This is a genomic window from Parasphingomonas caseinilytica (genome assembly GCF_036663755.1).
Lineage (GTDB): Bacteria > Pseudomonadota > Alphaproteobacteria > Sphingomonadales > Sphingomonadaceae > Sphingomonas.
The window spans coordinates 947,639-962,143 of sequence record NZ_JAXOJL010000001.1; the positions used below are offsets into that span (position 1 = coordinate 947,639).

Annotated in this window: 13 protein-coding genes; 10 read left to right on the forward strand and 3 right to left on the reverse strand. The window is 65.2% G+C overall.

The window, feature by feature from the left end; all coding sequences use genetic code 11:
* Nucleotides 1-26: 26 nt before the first annotated feature.
* Nucleotides 27-1,757, reverse strand: coding sequence for a gamma-glutamyltransferase (gene ggt / locus U1738_RS04580; RefSeq protein ID WP_332787826.1), 1,731 nt, complete (start codon nt 1,755-1,757; stop codon nt 27-29).
* A gap of 162 nt (nt 1,758-1,919) precedes the next feature.
* Between ggt and U1738_RS04585 the strand changes: the two genes are divergently transcribed.
* A complete protein-coding gene (locus tag U1738_RS04585) occupies nt 1,920-3,704 on the forward strand; it encodes an AMP-dependent synthetase/ligase (RefSeq protein WP_332787827.1) in 1,785 nt (594 codons plus the stop codon).
* A 21-nt stretch (nt 3,705-3,725) separates the two neighbouring features.
* On the opposite strand, the gene U1738_RS04590 is transcribed toward U1738_RS04585, so the two are convergent.
* Together U1738_RS04590 and U1738_RS04595 are read right to left on the reverse strand one after the other, a co-directional pair.
* The gene (locus U1738_RS04590) at nt 3,726-4,118 is read right to left on the reverse strand and encodes an endonuclease domain-containing protein (RefSeq protein WP_332787828.1); all 393 of its coding nucleotides are present in this window, start codon (nt 4,116-4,118) and stop codon (nt 3,726-3,728) included.
* 53 nt (nt 4,119-4,171) lie between these two features.
* Complete coding sequence (locus tag U1738_RS04595) at nt 4,172-7,183, reverse strand: M16 family metallopeptidase (RefSeq protein ID WP_332787829.1); 3,012 nt, start codon at nt 7,181-7,183, stop codon at nt 4,172-4,174.
* A 258-nt stretch (nt 7,184-7,441) separates the two neighbouring features.
* On the opposite strand from U1738_RS04595, the gene U1738_RS04600 reads away from it, so the two are divergent.
* The 9 genes from U1738_RS04600 (at nt 7,442) to miaB (ending at nt 14,389) form a co-directional block, all read left to right on the forward strand.
* On the forward strand, nt 7,442-8,305 hold the full coding sequence (locus tag U1738_RS04600; RefSeq protein WP_332787830.1) for an aspartyl/asparaginyl beta-hydroxylase domain-containing protein: 864 nt from the start codon (nt 7,442-7,444) through the stop codon (nt 8,303-8,305).
* 186 nt (nt 8,306-8,491) lie between these two features.
* Complete coding sequence (locus tag U1738_RS04605) at nt 8,492-9,067, forward strand: NifU family protein (protein ID WP_332787831.1); 576 nt, start codon at nt 8,492-8,494, stop codon at nt 9,065-9,067.
* Between the two features lie 28 nt (nt 9,068-9,095).
* The gene (locus U1738_RS04610; protein WP_332787832.1) at nt 9,096-9,689 is read left to right on the forward strand and encodes a malonic semialdehyde reductase; all 594 of its coding nucleotides are present in this window, start codon (nt 9,096-9,098) and stop codon (nt 9,687-9,689) included.
* A 31-nt stretch (nt 9,690-9,720) separates the two neighbouring features.
* Nucleotides 9,721-10,344 carry a tRNA (adenosine(37)-N6)-threonylcarbamoyltransferase complex dimerization subunit type 1 TsaB gene (gene tsaB / locus U1738_RS04615; protein ID WP_332787833.1) on the forward strand — a complete coding sequence of 208 codons (624 nt, stop codon included), beginning with the start codon at nt 9,721-9,723 and terminating at the stop codon, nt 10,342-10,344.
* The gene (locus U1738_RS04620; RefSeq protein WP_332787834.1) at nt 10,341-10,817 is read left to right on the forward strand and encodes a GNAT family N-acetyltransferase; all 477 of its coding nucleotides are present in this window, start codon (nt 10,341-10,343) and stop codon (nt 10,815-10,817) included. The genes tsaB and U1738_RS04620 overlap by 4 nt, the downstream gene beginning before the upstream one ends.
* A 129-nt stretch (nt 10,818-10,946) precedes the next feature.
* Nucleotides 10,947-11,366 carry a Ros/MucR family transcriptional regulator gene (locus U1738_RS04625; protein WP_332787835.1) on the forward strand — a complete coding sequence of 140 codons (420 nt, stop codon included), beginning with the start codon at nt 10,947-10,949 and terminating at the stop codon, nt 11,364-11,366.
* Nucleotides 11,367-11,540: 174 nt separating this feature from the next.
* Nucleotides 11,541-11,963 carry a Fur family transcriptional regulator gene (locus U1738_RS04630; protein ID WP_332787836.1) on the forward strand — a complete coding sequence of 141 codons (423 nt, stop codon included), beginning with the start codon at nt 11,541-11,543 and terminating at the stop codon, nt 11,961-11,963.
* Nucleotides 11,964-12,136: 173 nt separating this feature from the next.
* Entirely contained in the window at nt 12,137-12,943 is an 807-nt protein-coding gene (locus U1738_RS04635; RefSeq protein ID WP_332788222.1) for a lysophospholipid acyltransferase family protein, read from the forward strand.
* Between the two features lie 105 nt (nt 12,944-13,048).
* Nucleotides 13,049-14,389, forward strand: a complete 1,341-nt coding sequence (gene miaB, locus U1738_RS04640) for a tRNA (N6-isopentenyl adenosine(37)-C2)-methylthiotransferase MiaB (protein WP_332787837.1) — start codon at nt 13,049-13,051, stop codon at nt 14,387-14,389.
* Nucleotides 14,390-14,505 lie beyond the last annotated feature (116 nt).

The window sequence follows — 14,505 nt, forward strand, 5'->3', positions numbered from 1 at the left end:
CTGCGCGAGGATGACGGAAAAACCGATCACCGCCCCGCCGGAGCAGCCTCGATCAAAAACCGGCCTTCACGCCGTGGATCGTACCCACCGTCCACCACGCCACCGCGAACGATCACGCCCTGCAATCCCGAATCCTCGCCCTGCCCCGGCCGAAGGTCGATCCCCTTCGCCGCCAGCCCGGCCAGCACTTCCGGCGAGAACTTCGTCACCTCGCCCTGAAACGCACCCCCGCGCGCCACCAGGTTCGGCAGCGCCAGCGCATCCTGCATCGGCAAGCCCCAATCGACCGCGCCGACCATCGCCTTGCCGACATAAGCGAGAATCGAATTGCCCCCCGCCGATCCCAGCGCGCCCGCGAAATTCCGCTGCGCATCCAGCATGATCAGCGGCGTCATCGAAGAGCGCGGCCGCTTGCCCGCCGCCACCGCATTCGCCGCCGGCTTCCCGTCGGGATCGCGCGGGGTGAACGAGAAATCGGTCATCTGGTTGTTGAGGAAGAAGCCGTCGACCATCCGCCCGGTGCCGAAGATCGACTCGACCGTCGTCGTCATCGACACGACATTGCCCGCTGCGTCCCCGACCACGAAATGCGACGTGCCCATTGGTTCCAGCGTGCGATCCCGCGCCACCTGCGGCGCACCCGCAGGCTGGCCTGCCGCCGGAGACGCCCCGGCCCGCTGGCCGATCAGCTTCGCCCGCGCATCGACATAGGCCGGGTCGATCAGCCCGCGCACCGGCACGGACACGAACGCCGGATCGCCGACATAGCGGTCGCGGTCGGCGTACATCAGCCGGCTCGCCTCGGCGAACAGGAACCACGCCTGCGGGTCGGTCGCATTGCGGGCCGCGATGTCGGTACGCTCCAGCAGCATCAGCAATTGCAGCTCGCCCACCCCGCTCGACGGCGGCGGCGGCACGCAGACGACATAGACGCGGTACTGCCCGCACAACGCCTCGCGCTCGATCGGGCGATAGGAGGCGAGGTCGGCCAAAGTCATCGTGCTCGGCAGCACTCCCTCATGCACCTTGTCGACGATCCGCCGCGCGGTCTCGCCCTTGTACAAAGCGTCCGGCCCCTGCGCCGCCAGCCGCGCAAGAAATGCCGCAAAGGCCGGGTTGCGCAACCGGTCCCCCGCGCGCAGCAGCCCGCCCCCGTCGCGCGCGAAATAGCTCAGCACGTCCGGCGCATTGCTCTCCGGAAACGCCCCGCTCGCCAGGAACCGTCCCAATCGCGGCGAAACGATGAACCCGTCCCGCGCCGTCCGCTCGGCGTCGCCGAACAGGTCGCGCCACGGCAAGACGCCATATTTGTCATGCGCGAGCGCCAGCATCTTCACCGCGCCCAGCACGCCGGTCGCGCGCCCGCTCAGCACCGCCACTTGATAGGTCAGCGGCTGGCCCGAGTCATCGAGGAACATGTCCGGCGTCGCGCCAGCCGGTGCCGTCTCGCGCCCGTCGAACACCGACACGCGCTTCGTCTTCGCGTCGTAGAAAGTCAGGAACGCTCCACCGCCGATCCCCGAACTCTGCGGCTCGACCAGCGACAGCATCGCCTGCATCGCGATCGCCGCATCCACCGCGCTGCCGCCCCGCCGCAGCACCGCCATGCCAGCCTCGCTCGCCAGCGGATTGGCCGCGACGGCGAAGATCTTCGCATCCGCCTTGGGCGCGACGATTGCCGGTGCCGGCCGCCGTTCCACCGATACGCACGCCGCAAGTGATAGCGACACGCACGCCGTCAGGAGAGTCCGGATCATCTTCACTAGGCATGCTCCCCAAAGGCCATCCGCGCCCGATACCCTCCGGCGATACCGCGCCGCAGCAAGGCCGTCCACGCCCTAAAGGCTGGCGAACCCCCGCCGCTCGCCCTAAGCGTTGCTCTCGCGTCGCCCACATGAAGGCACGACAGGAAGAGGCACATGCGCAAGCTCGAAAATTTCCCCAACCTCGTGACGATGTTCTTCACCCGCGCGGCAACGGAGGGCGACAAGCCGTTCCTGTGGCACAAGGCCGGCGGCGAATGGATCTCGCTCAGCTGGGCCAATGCCGCCAGCAAGGTCGCCAGCCTCGCCGCCGCGCTCACCGCGATCGGGCTGGAACGCGGCGACCGCGTGATGCTGGTCAGCGAGAACCGGCCGGAATGGTGCATCAGCGATCTCGCGATCATGGCCGCCGGTTGCGTCACCGTGCCGACCTATGTGACGAACACCGAGCGCGACCATGCGCACATCATCGAGAATTCGGGTGCGAAGGCGATCATCGTCTCCAATGCGAAACTGGCGAAGACGCTGCTGCCGGCGGCGATCCGGTCGTACGACGCGAAGATCATCATCGGCATGGACGATCTGCGCCCGACGCAAGGGCTGGACGTCCACAATTGGCACCGCCTGATCGATCAGCATCCCACCGCCGTCGCGAGCGCCGCGGCCAAAGCCACGTTCACGCGCGAGGATCTCGCCTGCATCATCTATACGAGCGGCACCGGCGGTGCGCCGCGCGGCGTAATGCAGCACCACGGCGCGATCCTGCACAATTGCGCCGGCTGCACGGCGGTGATCGCGGAGGAATTCGGGTGGGGCGAAGAGGTGTTCCTGTCCTTCCTGCCGCTATCCCACGCCTATGAACATACCGGCGGACAGCATTTCGCGATCGGGCTGGGCGGGCAAATCTATTATGCGGAGGGGCTGGACAAGCTCGCCGCCAATATCGAGGAAACGCGCCCGACGATCATGTTCGTCGTTCCCCGCCTGTTCGAAGTGCTGCGCACCCGTATTTCCAAGGCGATCGAGAAACAGGGCGGCCTCAGCCAGAAACTGCTCAATCAGGCGCTGGAAATCGGCGCGCGGGAATATGCCGGCACGCTGCGGTTGCGTGATCGGCCGATGCAACTCGTCGTCAACACGGTGTTCAAGCCCAAGATCGCCAAGAAGTTCGGCGGCCGGATCAAGGCGATGGTCTCGGGCGGCGCACCGCTCACGCCCGAAGTCGGGATCTTCTTCCAGTCGCTCGGCCTCACCTTTTTGCAGGGGTACGGCCAGACCGAGGCCGCGCCGGTGATATCCTGCAACCGCCCCAGCGCCGGGCTGAAGATGGACACGGTCGGCCCGGCGCTCGTCGATACCGAGGTGAAGATCGCCGAGGATGGCGAGATCCTGGTGCGCGGCGAACTCGTCATGCACGGTTATTGGCGCAACGAAGCAGAGACCGCGCGGGTACTTAAAGACGGCTGGCTCCATACCGGCGATATCGGCCTGATCGACGAACGCGGCCGCATCAAGATCACCGATCGCAAGAAGGACATCATCGTCAACGACAAGGGCGACAATGTCGCCCCGCAAAAGGTCGAGGGCATGCTCACCCTGCAGAACGAGATCGCCCAGGCGATGATCTACGGCGACCGCAAGCCGTACATGGTCGCCGTCCTCGTGCCCGATCCGGAATGGACGCAGGAATGGTGCGCAAAGACCGGAAACACCTGCGATTTCAAGAAACTGGCCAACGATCCCGAGTATCGCGCCGCGCTCAACGCCGCGGTCGAACGCGTGAACGCAGACCTGTCGGTGATCGAACGCGTCCGCCGCTTCATCCTCGCCGACGAAGCCTTCACGATCGAGAACGAGCAACTGACGCCCTCGCTCAAGATCCGCCGCCATGTGCTGAAAGCAGCCTACAGTCCAAGGCTGGATGCATTGTACAAGGGATGACGCCCTAAAAGCCCCTCCCCTTCAGGGGAGGGGTTGGGGTGGGGCCGTGCGAACCGACCAACGCTGAGGCAAGGAAAGCGCCCGCGCCAAAATAGCCTCAAGCACCCCATTGATGTTTTGCATCACGTCAGCGTTGGTCACGCGGATAGTCGAAAATCCCAGGCCAGCCATCCGACGATCCCGTGTCGTATCGGCTGGCAAATCATGGGTATCGCCATCGACCTCAACCGCCAAGCCCAGCGCCGGGCAAAAGAAATCGGCGATCGCCTGCGCTTCATAAACCACATGCTGGCGACGGAATTTATAACCGCCTAGCTGTGAATTCGACAAACCACGCCACAACCGTTTTTCCGGCTCGGTTGGATTACGCCGCATCTCGATTGCACGCTTTAGCAATTCCGCTTCGGTAGCCACCCGGACGTCCCCACCCCAACCCCTCCCCTGAAGGGGAGGGGCTCAGAAGAACCCTACCGTTCCACTCGCTTCTTCGCCGGCACAACCGGCTTCGCCTTTACCGGTGGCACCTTCACCGGAACCGGAGCCACCGTCACCGGCGCAGGTGCCATGCTCACCGCCTTCCCGTCAGGCCCCCTCGGCAGCACCGCCATCGTCCAGTCCACATCCGGCTTCAGATAACGCTGCGCGATAACCTGCAGCATCGCCGAATTCGCCCCGCCGATATCGCGGAACATCTGGCGCAGTCCCTCGATGCGGCGGTCGTCGTAGGTGCCGTTCTCTACCTGGTTGAGCCAGAAGGTATTGCCGGTCGCCTGGCGCAGCACGAGCTGCTTGAGCGGTTCGATCGTGCGGCGCAGTTCGTCGTCGCTGATCGGGTTGGCGACCAGATCCGCCGCGATCTCGCGCGACATCTTGAAGAACAGGTTCACGTTCGCCGGAGTCACCTGGCCGATCGCGAACAGCCGCCCGCCCGAGGCCAGCCCGTCGGGCCACTGGCTCTGCACGCTCGGCGAATAGCTGGCACCCGCCTCGCTGCGCAGCCGATCGAACAACCGGTCGCTGAACACCTGCGCCAGGATGTCGAGGTAATTGCTGTCGGACTGGTTCTCCATTCCGCCGCCGGTCGGCCAGACGATCACCGCCACTGCCTGATTGTCCGGCCCGCCATGCGTCTCGATCAACGGCGTCGCATTGTGCGCGGGGAAGCGTACCGGCGGGATGGCAGCGGTCGGCTTGGAGCGCGGCGGCAGCGCGCCGATGCTCGCCGCGACCGCGCGGATCGTCGCCTCGGCATTGATGTCGCCGAACACCTGCACCTCGATCGGCCCCTCGGCGATGCGCGGCTCCCACAATTTGCGGAAATCCTCCGGCGTCGTCGCCATCACCTGCTCGCGCGTCGGCGTGCTCCAGCGTGGATCGCCAGCGTGGAGCAAACCTTCCAGATCGCGCGACAGCACGCCGCTGGGTGACGAATCGTACCCGGCATATTGCGTCAGCGCCGCCGACTTGATCCGCGCCAGCGGGTTCGGATCCCAGCCCGGTGCCGACATATAACCGGCCACCAGCTTCAACTGATCGGCCAGATCGCTTGGCGACGTCATCGCCGAGAACACGAACGAATCATCGTCGATCCCGAAATCGAGCCCGATGCGACGCCCGGCGGTCAATTGGTCGAGATCGCCCTGCCGCAGCTTGCCGACGCCACCACCGACGATCGCACCGTCCGCCGCCCAGATCGGCGACGGCTTGTCGGCCGGCAGCGCGTTGTAGCCACCGCCGAAGCGCACGCGGACATAGACGCGGGTCTCCTCCGCCGGGCTGACACGCAGCATCAGCCGCACGCCGTTCGACAGCACGACCTTCTCCAGGTCGAATTCCGGGATCTTCTCGCGGCTGACGACGGTCGCCGGCTTGCCCAATTTGGGCAGCTTGGACCAGTTCACCTTGCCCTGCGTCGTGCGCTTGCCGGCCAGCCCCTTCACATCGGCCTGAAGCGCGGCGGCCAGCTTCGTCACTGCCGCCGGCTGCGGCGTCTGCGTGTTGACCAGAGCGCGCGTCGCGGTGCCGGTGAAGATGCGCCGCGTCGATGCCAGCACCGTTTCGGGCGTGAACATCTTCTTCCGGATCGCGTCGCGCAGCACGGCATAGATCGTCGCCGGTGCGGTCGTCGTTTCGCGGATATCGACCGCCTGCACCATATCGTCGGCCTGCGAAGCGCCCGCCTCGGCCTTGGCGGTTTCCACCGATGTGCGCATCACCGTGTCCACATCGGAGAGTTCGCGGTTGATCTCGGCAACGCTCGGCGCGGTCGCCTTGGCATCCTCGATCACCGCGCGGACGTCCTTGAGCGCCGCTTCCCAATCGGTGCCGATCGGAATGATCGAGACATAGGTGATGTCAGCGCTACGCGATTCGTTCGATGTGCCGACCGAGGCGCTGAGGAAGCTGCCCCCGGCGCGCGCGCGCGTTTCGAGCCGCCGGCTGATCACCGAGGCGGCGATCGAATCGACCAGCCGGTTCTGGTTCATGATGATCGTATCGTCCTGATACTTCCACGGCCGCAGCACGCCCAGCGTGACCACGGGCGGCAGGCTCGGCTCGGCGACCACGGCGGTCGCCGGCTTGGATGCGTCCGGCTTGCCGAAATCGGGTTCCTCCGGCTTCGGCCCGACGCCCTTCCAGTCGGAGAAGTTCTTCGCCACCAGCCGTTCGAACACCGCCGGATCGAAATCACCAGAGATCACCACGACGGCGCGTTCGGGGCGATACCAGCGATCGTGGAACGCGCGCACGCTATCCGCCGTCGCCGCGTTCAATTTGTCGATCGTGCCGATCGGCGAACGGTCGGCCAGTGGCTGCCCGGCGAAGAACATGCCCAGCCGCGCATCGCTGAAACGCACCTGCGGCCCCGGCGCCTCGCGCTGCTCAGCCAGCACCGCCGGGCGCTCCGCATTCAGCGCCGCCGCCGTGATGTTGGGATGATCGACCATGCCGGCCAGGATCTTTAGGCTTTCGTCCAGCCCGGCCTCGGTCGCGCTCGGCAGATCGAGCTTGTAGGTCGTGCCGGTCGGCGTGGTCTGTGCATTGGTGTCCGACCCGAAGGTCGTGCCCATGCGCTGCCAGATGCGCTTCGCCTCACCGTCCGGCACATATTCCGAACCGCGGAAGGTGAGATGCTCGATCAGATGGGCAAAACCGCGCTCATTGTCGCTTTCCATCAACGATCCGGCATCGATCCGGACGCGCACCGCGACCTGCCCCGGAGGCACGCCGTTGTTGCGCACCGCATAGCGCACGCCGTTGGGCAACGTGCCGTAATGCCACGCCGGATCGGGCGTGATGTCGCTGCCGACATACAGCCAGTTCTTGTGATCGATCTTCTCGGCCGCGGCAGTGGCGGCGGGGCTGGTCGAGGGAGCGGCGGGGGCCTGCGCCGCATTCTGACCGCTGGCTGGCAGCGTCAGAACGAGCAGGGCGGAAAGGATCAGCGGACGGCGCAGAGCGCGCGAAAGGACATGCATGGTGGCCCTGATAGCGGGCTTCGGATGAACCCGCCAGTAACCGGACGGATAAGTTGGCGCGTGAGGAGCATCACGCCCGCCGGGTGATATCCCGATCCGCCGGCTGCCGCTAAGTTCTCCCAAACACGCCATCATTTGGTCCCATAGCAATCCTAGAGACGTGTTTGCCGAGCGTGCGGATGCGCCACGTCGCCGCGGCGTGATATGAGGTAAATTCCGGCCGGCCCCTGCGCCGCCGGTTACGAAGGCAGGCACATCGTGACGTTCGAAACCATCTCCGCCCCCGCCGAATTGTGTCGGGATTCGGGCAATGCCGCCGCGCGGCGCACCATCCGCGTCCCCGATCTCAACGTGATCTCGGGCGCGCCTGCACCTGGCGCCAAGATGGAGGCGGATCGCAATCGTCCGTTCCTGATCAAATACGGCAAGCATCTGCGCAGCTTCTTCGACAAACTGATCGCCTCCTCCTCGCTGGTGCCCAACGATCCGGTGCTGGACGTGCGCGAATTCGCCTGGACCGCTTTGCTGCGCGACAATTGGCAGGCGATCCGCGACGAGGCGGTCCGCGTCGCGTTGCAGGGCGAGGCCGCGCCCAGCCTCGCCACCATCTCGCCCGATCACCGCTCGATCGCCGAGATCGACAAATGGCGCTCGTTCTTCCTGTGGGGCTACGGCTTCCCGATTACCGACAATCTCGAACGCTGCCCGAACACGGCGAAGATCGTCGAACGGATTCCCGGCCTCAACAGCGCCTTCTTCTCGATCCTCGCGCCCGGCACGCACATCCCTGATCATCGCGGCGTCACCAAAGGGTTGATCACCTGCCATCTCGGCCTGATCGTGCCGCGCGACGGCGACGTGCGCATGCGCGTCGACACCCGCATCGTCCGCTGGGCGGAGGGCGAGACGTTGGTGTTCGACGACACCTATCAGCACGAAGTGTGGAACGACACCGCCGGCACCCGCGTCGTCCTGCTCATCCAGTTCGAGCGTCCCTTACGCAACCCCGGCAAGGCGATCGCCGGCTTCTTCCTCCGCGTCGTCCGCCGCTCGGCGTTCGTGCAGGAGGCGCGCACGAACATCTCCAAGTGGAACGATGCGATGAAGGCGCTGGACGATTGATCCTTGTTCTTAGCCCCTCCCCTTCAGGGGAGGGGTTGGGGTGGGGCAGTCCAGCAATGCCGGTCTCTGCGAGACATCCCCCACCCCTGCCCCTCCCCTGAAGGGGAGGGGTTTTGAGAATGCGGCAACCAACCGTTTCCCCAACAAACCTTGCGCCCGCCGCACGCCCGCGCCACATGCCAACGCATGCTGATCGAAACAGAAGCCACGCCCAACCCCGCCACGCTGAAGTTCCTGCCCGGCCGCGCCGTCATGGACGCCGGCACGCGCGACTTCGCCACGCCGGAGGAGGCCGAGGCCAGCCCGCTCGCCGAACAGCTCTTCAACCTGGGCGACGTCACCGGCGTGTTCTTCGGCAGCGATTTCGTCTCCGTCACCGCAGCACCGGGCGTCGAATGGTCGTTCCTCAAGGGCGACGTGCTCGCCACCCTGCTCGATCATTTTTCCGCCAACATGCCTTTGTTCAAACCCGGCAATGCCGGCGGCTTCAGCGTGCCGGCCGAGGAGGAGGCGTTTGCCGATAACCCCGAGGACGCCGACATCGTCGCGCAGATCAAGGATCTGATCGACACGCGCGTCCGCCCGGCGGTCGCCAATGACGGTGGCGACATCGTCTATCGCGGCTTCGATCAGGGCAAGGTCTACCTCAAGATGCAGGGCGCCTGCGCCGGTTGCCCCTCGTCCAGCGCCACGCTGAAGAACGGCATCGAACAATTGCTCAAATATTACGTGCCGGAAGTCACCGAAGTCCGCGCCGTCTGATCTGCTCCTTCATTATCGAGGTGTTTCCATGACCGAGAAGCTGTCCGACACGGCGCTCGATACGATCTTCCGTACCGCGCGCTCTTACAACGGATATACCGACCAGCCGGTCGCCGAGGCCGAACTGCACGCGATCTGGGACCTGATGAAATGGGGGCCGACCTCCGCCAATCAGCTGCCCGCGCGCCTGATCTGGGTGACGAGCGATGCGGCCAAGCAGAAGCTGGCCGACTGCACCAGCGCGCAGAACGCGCCGAAGATCCTGAGCGCACCGGTCAGCGTCATCATCGGCATGGACACCGAATTCCACGAACATCTGCCCGAACTGTTCCCGCACACCAATGCCAAGGCCTGGTTCGACGGCAATGCGCCGCTGCGCGAAGTCTCGGCGATGCGCAATTCGACGCTGCAGGGCGCGTATTTCATCATCGCCGCCCGCGCGCTCGGCCTCGATACCGGCCCGATGTCCGGCTTCGACAATGGCAAGGTCGATGCGGCGTTCTTCGCCGATACGCCGGCGGTGCGCAGCAACTTCATCTCCACGCTCGGCCACGGCGATCCGGCGACGATTTTCGATCGCCTGCCCCGCCCGGCCTTCGAAAAGTTTAACACGATCGCTTGACCTTCGCGCTCCGGGGTGACGAGAGGGAATTGTGCGCACTCTAGTCATCGAAACCTCCACCGCCGCGTGCTCGGTCGCGCTCATCGAGACCGGTGCGGTGGTCGCGTCCGCGCATGAAGTGGTCGGGCGCGGCCATGCCGAGCGGCTGATCCCGATGATCGCCGAACTGCCGAACGGCGGCCGGGCCGATCGCATTCTGGTCGATTGCGGCCCCGGCAGCTTCACCGGCGTCCGCGTCGGCATCGCCGCCGCGCGCGGGCTGGCATTCGGCTGGGGCGCGGAAGTGCACGGCTTCTCCTCGCTGCCCCTCGTCGCCGCCGCCGCGTTCGCGTCCCGCCCCGATTTGTCCGATCTTGCGGTGGTGCTGGAAGGCGGGCATGGCGAGGTCTTCATGCAGTCGTTCGAGGCCAATCCCCTTCGCGCCGCCAGCCCGTTCGCCTCGCTCCGTCCCGAGGCTGCGCTGGCGGTGCTCGCCAGCCGCCCCGCCTTCGGAAACGGCATCCGCCACCTCGCCTTGCTCGATCCGGCGCTGGACCTGACCGAACACCTGCCCGATGCCGCCGCCGCGATCCTGTTGGCGGGCGAGTTCACCGCTTTGCCCGCGCGCCCGATCTATGGCCGTGCGCCCGATGCGAAGCCCAAAGCCGCAGCATGAGTACGGTCCTCAACATGATCGAACTGCGCACCGGATCGACCGCCGATCTCGCGTTGGTCGAAACCCTGATGGCCGACGCGTTCGATCCGCGCTTCGGCGAGGCGTGGACACGCGGCCAGTGCCTCGGGATCATGTCCCTGCCCGGCGTGTGGCTGACGATCGCATCGATTCAGGGCCAGCCGGCCGGCTTCGCGCTCTCGCGCCTCACGGTCGACGAGGTCGAACTGCTCCTGCTCGCCACCGCGCCGGCCGTTCGCCGGCGCGGAGTCGGCGCGGCGCTGCTGCGTTCGGTGCTGGGCGATGCGCAGGACAGACAAGCGGTCGCGATGCACCTCGAAGTGAGAGATGGTAACGAAGCGATCAAATTGTATCGCAATGCCGGCTTCGTCAAAGTGGGACAGCGCCGCGCATACTATCGCGGCAACGCCGGCCTAGTCTCCGACGCCTTTACCTATCGACGCGATTTGGCCTGACGACCGACATATACCTTCGGCACCTATAATATACTTTTTGCAACTTGCGCGGCAAGGTTGGCGCGCCGATAGGTCAGCCCACGGCTGCGCAATTAATGCAGCCGGTAAAAATGGGTCGAAGGAATTACCATGGAAATGCAATCAGTTCTGCATGATACGCTGATCACGCTGACGGCAGACATCGTTGCGGCACATGTCAGCAACAATAGCGTCGCCGTTTCCGACTTGCCAATTCTTATCTCCAACGTGCACGGTGCGCTGACCGGTCTCGGCAATCCGGAAGCGACGCCCGAGGCGAAGCAGGAACCGGCGGTTTCGGTGCGCTCTTCGATCAAGCCGGACTTCATCGTCTGTCTCGAAGACGGCAAGAAGCTGAAAATGCTCAAGCGCCACCTGATGACGCATTACCAGATGACGCCGGAACAGTATCGCGCCAAGTGGAATCTGCCCGCCGACTATCCGATGGTCGCGCCCAACTATGCCGAACAGCGCCGCACGCTGGCCAAGAAGATCGGCCTCGGCACCAAGCGTCGCAAGGTCGTGCGCTAAGTCTGACAATCACCGTCACCCCGGCGCAGGCCGGGGTCTCGGGCGGAGGCGTAGCGCGTCAGCCCCGTGAGATCCCGGCCTGCGCCGGGATGACGTCCAAGCAGCGGGCAAAACCTCCTTATTGCGAATCAATCTTCGCTTTATCAATAAGGCCAAAGCGCCTACAGGACGTGCATGGCCCGCAAAATCGATCTCGAAGCCCTTTGCAACGAAAAGGGCCTGCGCATCACCGAGCAGCGCCGCGTCATCGCGCGCGTCCTGTCCGAAGCCGAGGACCATCCCGATGTGGAGAAGGTCTATGAACGCGCCTCGCTGATCGATCCCGGCATTTCGATCGCCACCGTCTATCGCACCGTGCGCCTGTTCGAAGAGGCCGGCATCCTCGATCGCCACGATTTCGGCGACGGCCGCGCCCGCTACGAACCCGCACCCGAAGCGCATCACGATCACCTGATCGACGTCGAGACCGGCAAGGTGATCGAATTCGTCGATCCGGAACTGGAACAGCTCCAAAAAGCGATCGCCGAACGGCTCGGCTTCCGGCTGGTCGATCACCGCATGGAGCTTTACGGCGTCACCCTCGACCGCAAGGGTTGAGGCTCTAACACCCAACCGTTCGCCCTGAGCTTGTCGAAGGGCTGTACTTCTGGAACCGTAAAGAGAAGAACGGTGCTTCGACAAGCTCAGCACGAACGGTGGAGGGGTCGGTGAAGCTCACACCCGAACAGCGCGCCGCTGCCGCCGCCGGCGACCCACCGCCGATTGATGCGATGGGCAGATTGCGCATCACGCTCCGCGCCACCGGCCTTATCCTCGCGCTGCTCCTCACCGTCCCGCTCCATTACCTCTGGCGCGTGTTCCGCCTGTCCTCCCCCTGGCCGATGATCTTTCTCGGCTGGGCCGGCCGGCTCGCCGGCGCGCGCGTTTCCAAGGTCGGCACGCCGCTAAAACGCGACGTCTTCTACATCTCCAATCACCTCAGCTGGATCGATATCCTCGCCATCGCCGGCCGCAGCGGCACCGCCTTCGTCGCGAAGCAGGAGATTCGCGAGGCGCCCGTGGTCGGCTGGCTCAGCACGCTCAATCGCACCGTCTTCGTGAAGCGCGAAAATCGCCTCGGCGTCGCGGAACAGATCAACGAGCTGCGCGATGCGCTGGCCGACAATTGGTCCGTCACCGTCTTTCCCGAAGGCACCACCACCGACGGCCAGTCGCTGCTTCCGTTCAAGACGCCGATGCTCCGCGTCCTGGAACCGCCCCCGCCCGGGGTGATGGTCCAGCCGGTGCTGCTCGATTACGGCCCGATCGCCGAGGAGGTTGGCTGGATCGGCGTGGAAACCGGTGTGAACAACGCGAAGCGCCTGCTCTCCCGCAAGGGCAGCTTTCAGGTCCGCGTCCATTTCCTCGAGCCGTTCTTCCCCGCCGACTTTCCGGGCCGGAAAGCGATCGCCGCGGAAAGCCGCCGCCGGATCGAGGAAGCGCTGATCGGCGTATTGGGCAAACCGCTTCGGCCATTCGCCTATGCCGTGGACGCGATAAAGTTCGCCCCCGAAACCCTGACACCACCGTCATCCTGACGAAGGTCAGGATCCATCGCGCCTCATATCCTTCCGCCACTGAGGCACGTTGGATGCTGAAACAAGTTCAGCATGACGGCATTTGAGGCTAAGGGCGCTTCCATCATGACCCCTGCCCAAAAGACTCCAAAGACCTTCGCCGTAAAATCCTTCGGCTGCCAGATGAACGTCTATGACGGCGATCGCATGGCCGAACTGATGGCCGCACAGGGCCTGACCCCCGCCGATGCCGATACCGCCGACCTCGTCGTCCTCAACACCTGCCACATCCGCGAAAAGGCGACCGAGAAGGTCTATTCCGACATCGGCCGGATCCGCAAAACCGCCGGCAAGCAGGGCCGCACCCCGATGATCGCCGTTGCCGGCTGCGTCGCGCAGGCCGAGGGCGCGGAAATCGTGCGCCGCGCGAAGGTAGATGTCGTGGTCGGCCCGCAAGCCTATCACAACCTGCCCGATCTGGTCGCGAAGGCCGCGCGCGGCGAAAGCGCGCTCGATACCGACATGCCGGTCGAAACCAAATTCGGCCACCTCCCCGCCCGCCGCCGCGTGCCGCCCTCCGCCTTCCTGACGGTGCAGGAGGGGTGCGACAAATTCTGCACTTATTGCGTCGTCCCCTATACGCGCGGTGCCGAAGTCAGCCGCCCATGGGCCGCGATCGTGGACGAGGCGAAGGCGCTGGTCGATGCCGGTGCGCGCGAGATCACGTTGCTCGGCCAGAACGTAAACGCCTGGACCGGCACCGACGCCACGGGGCGCGACGGTGGCCTCGATGCGCTGATCCGCGAGCTGGACCGCATCACCGGCCTCGCCCGCATCCGCTACACCACCAGCCACCCGAACGACATGACGCAAGACCTGATCGACGCGCACGCCGATGTCGAAAAGCTGATGCCGTTCCTTCACCTCCCCGTCCAAGCGGGCAGCGACCGCATTCTGAAAGCGATGAACCGCAGCCACAGCCGCGATTCGTACTTGCGCATTCTCGACCGCGTCCGCGCCGCCCGGCCCGATATCGCACTGTCCGGCGATTTCATCGTCGGCTTCCCCGGCGAGACCGAAGCCGACTTCGCCAACACGCTCAGCCTGGTGGACGAGGTCGCCTATGCCCAGGCGTTCAGCTTCAAATACAGCCCCCGCCCCGGCACCCCCGCCGCCGGCATGACGGATCAGATCGCGCCCGAGGTGATGGACGAACGGCTGCAACGCCTGCAGGCCGCGCTCAACCGCGACCAGTCCGCCTTCAACGCCGGCGTCGTCGGTCGCACCTGCAACGTGCTGATCGAACGCAAGGGCAAGCTGCCCGGCCAGATGCTCGGCAAATCCCCGTGGCTGCAATCGATCCACCTGCTCACCGACGCACAGGTCGGCGACATGGTCGAAGTCGAGATCGTGCGCGCCGATCCCAACTCGCTGGCCGGGGTGGAGCGCATCCGGGCAGCCGCGTAATATCTCTAACGCACTGCAATAATTGCGGAGCGATGGAAATCGCGCTGTCCTACACGCCCTCGCTCTGTCAAACTCATCCACGGATGCAGCCGACTCGCCTCTCGAGCCCCACCAGC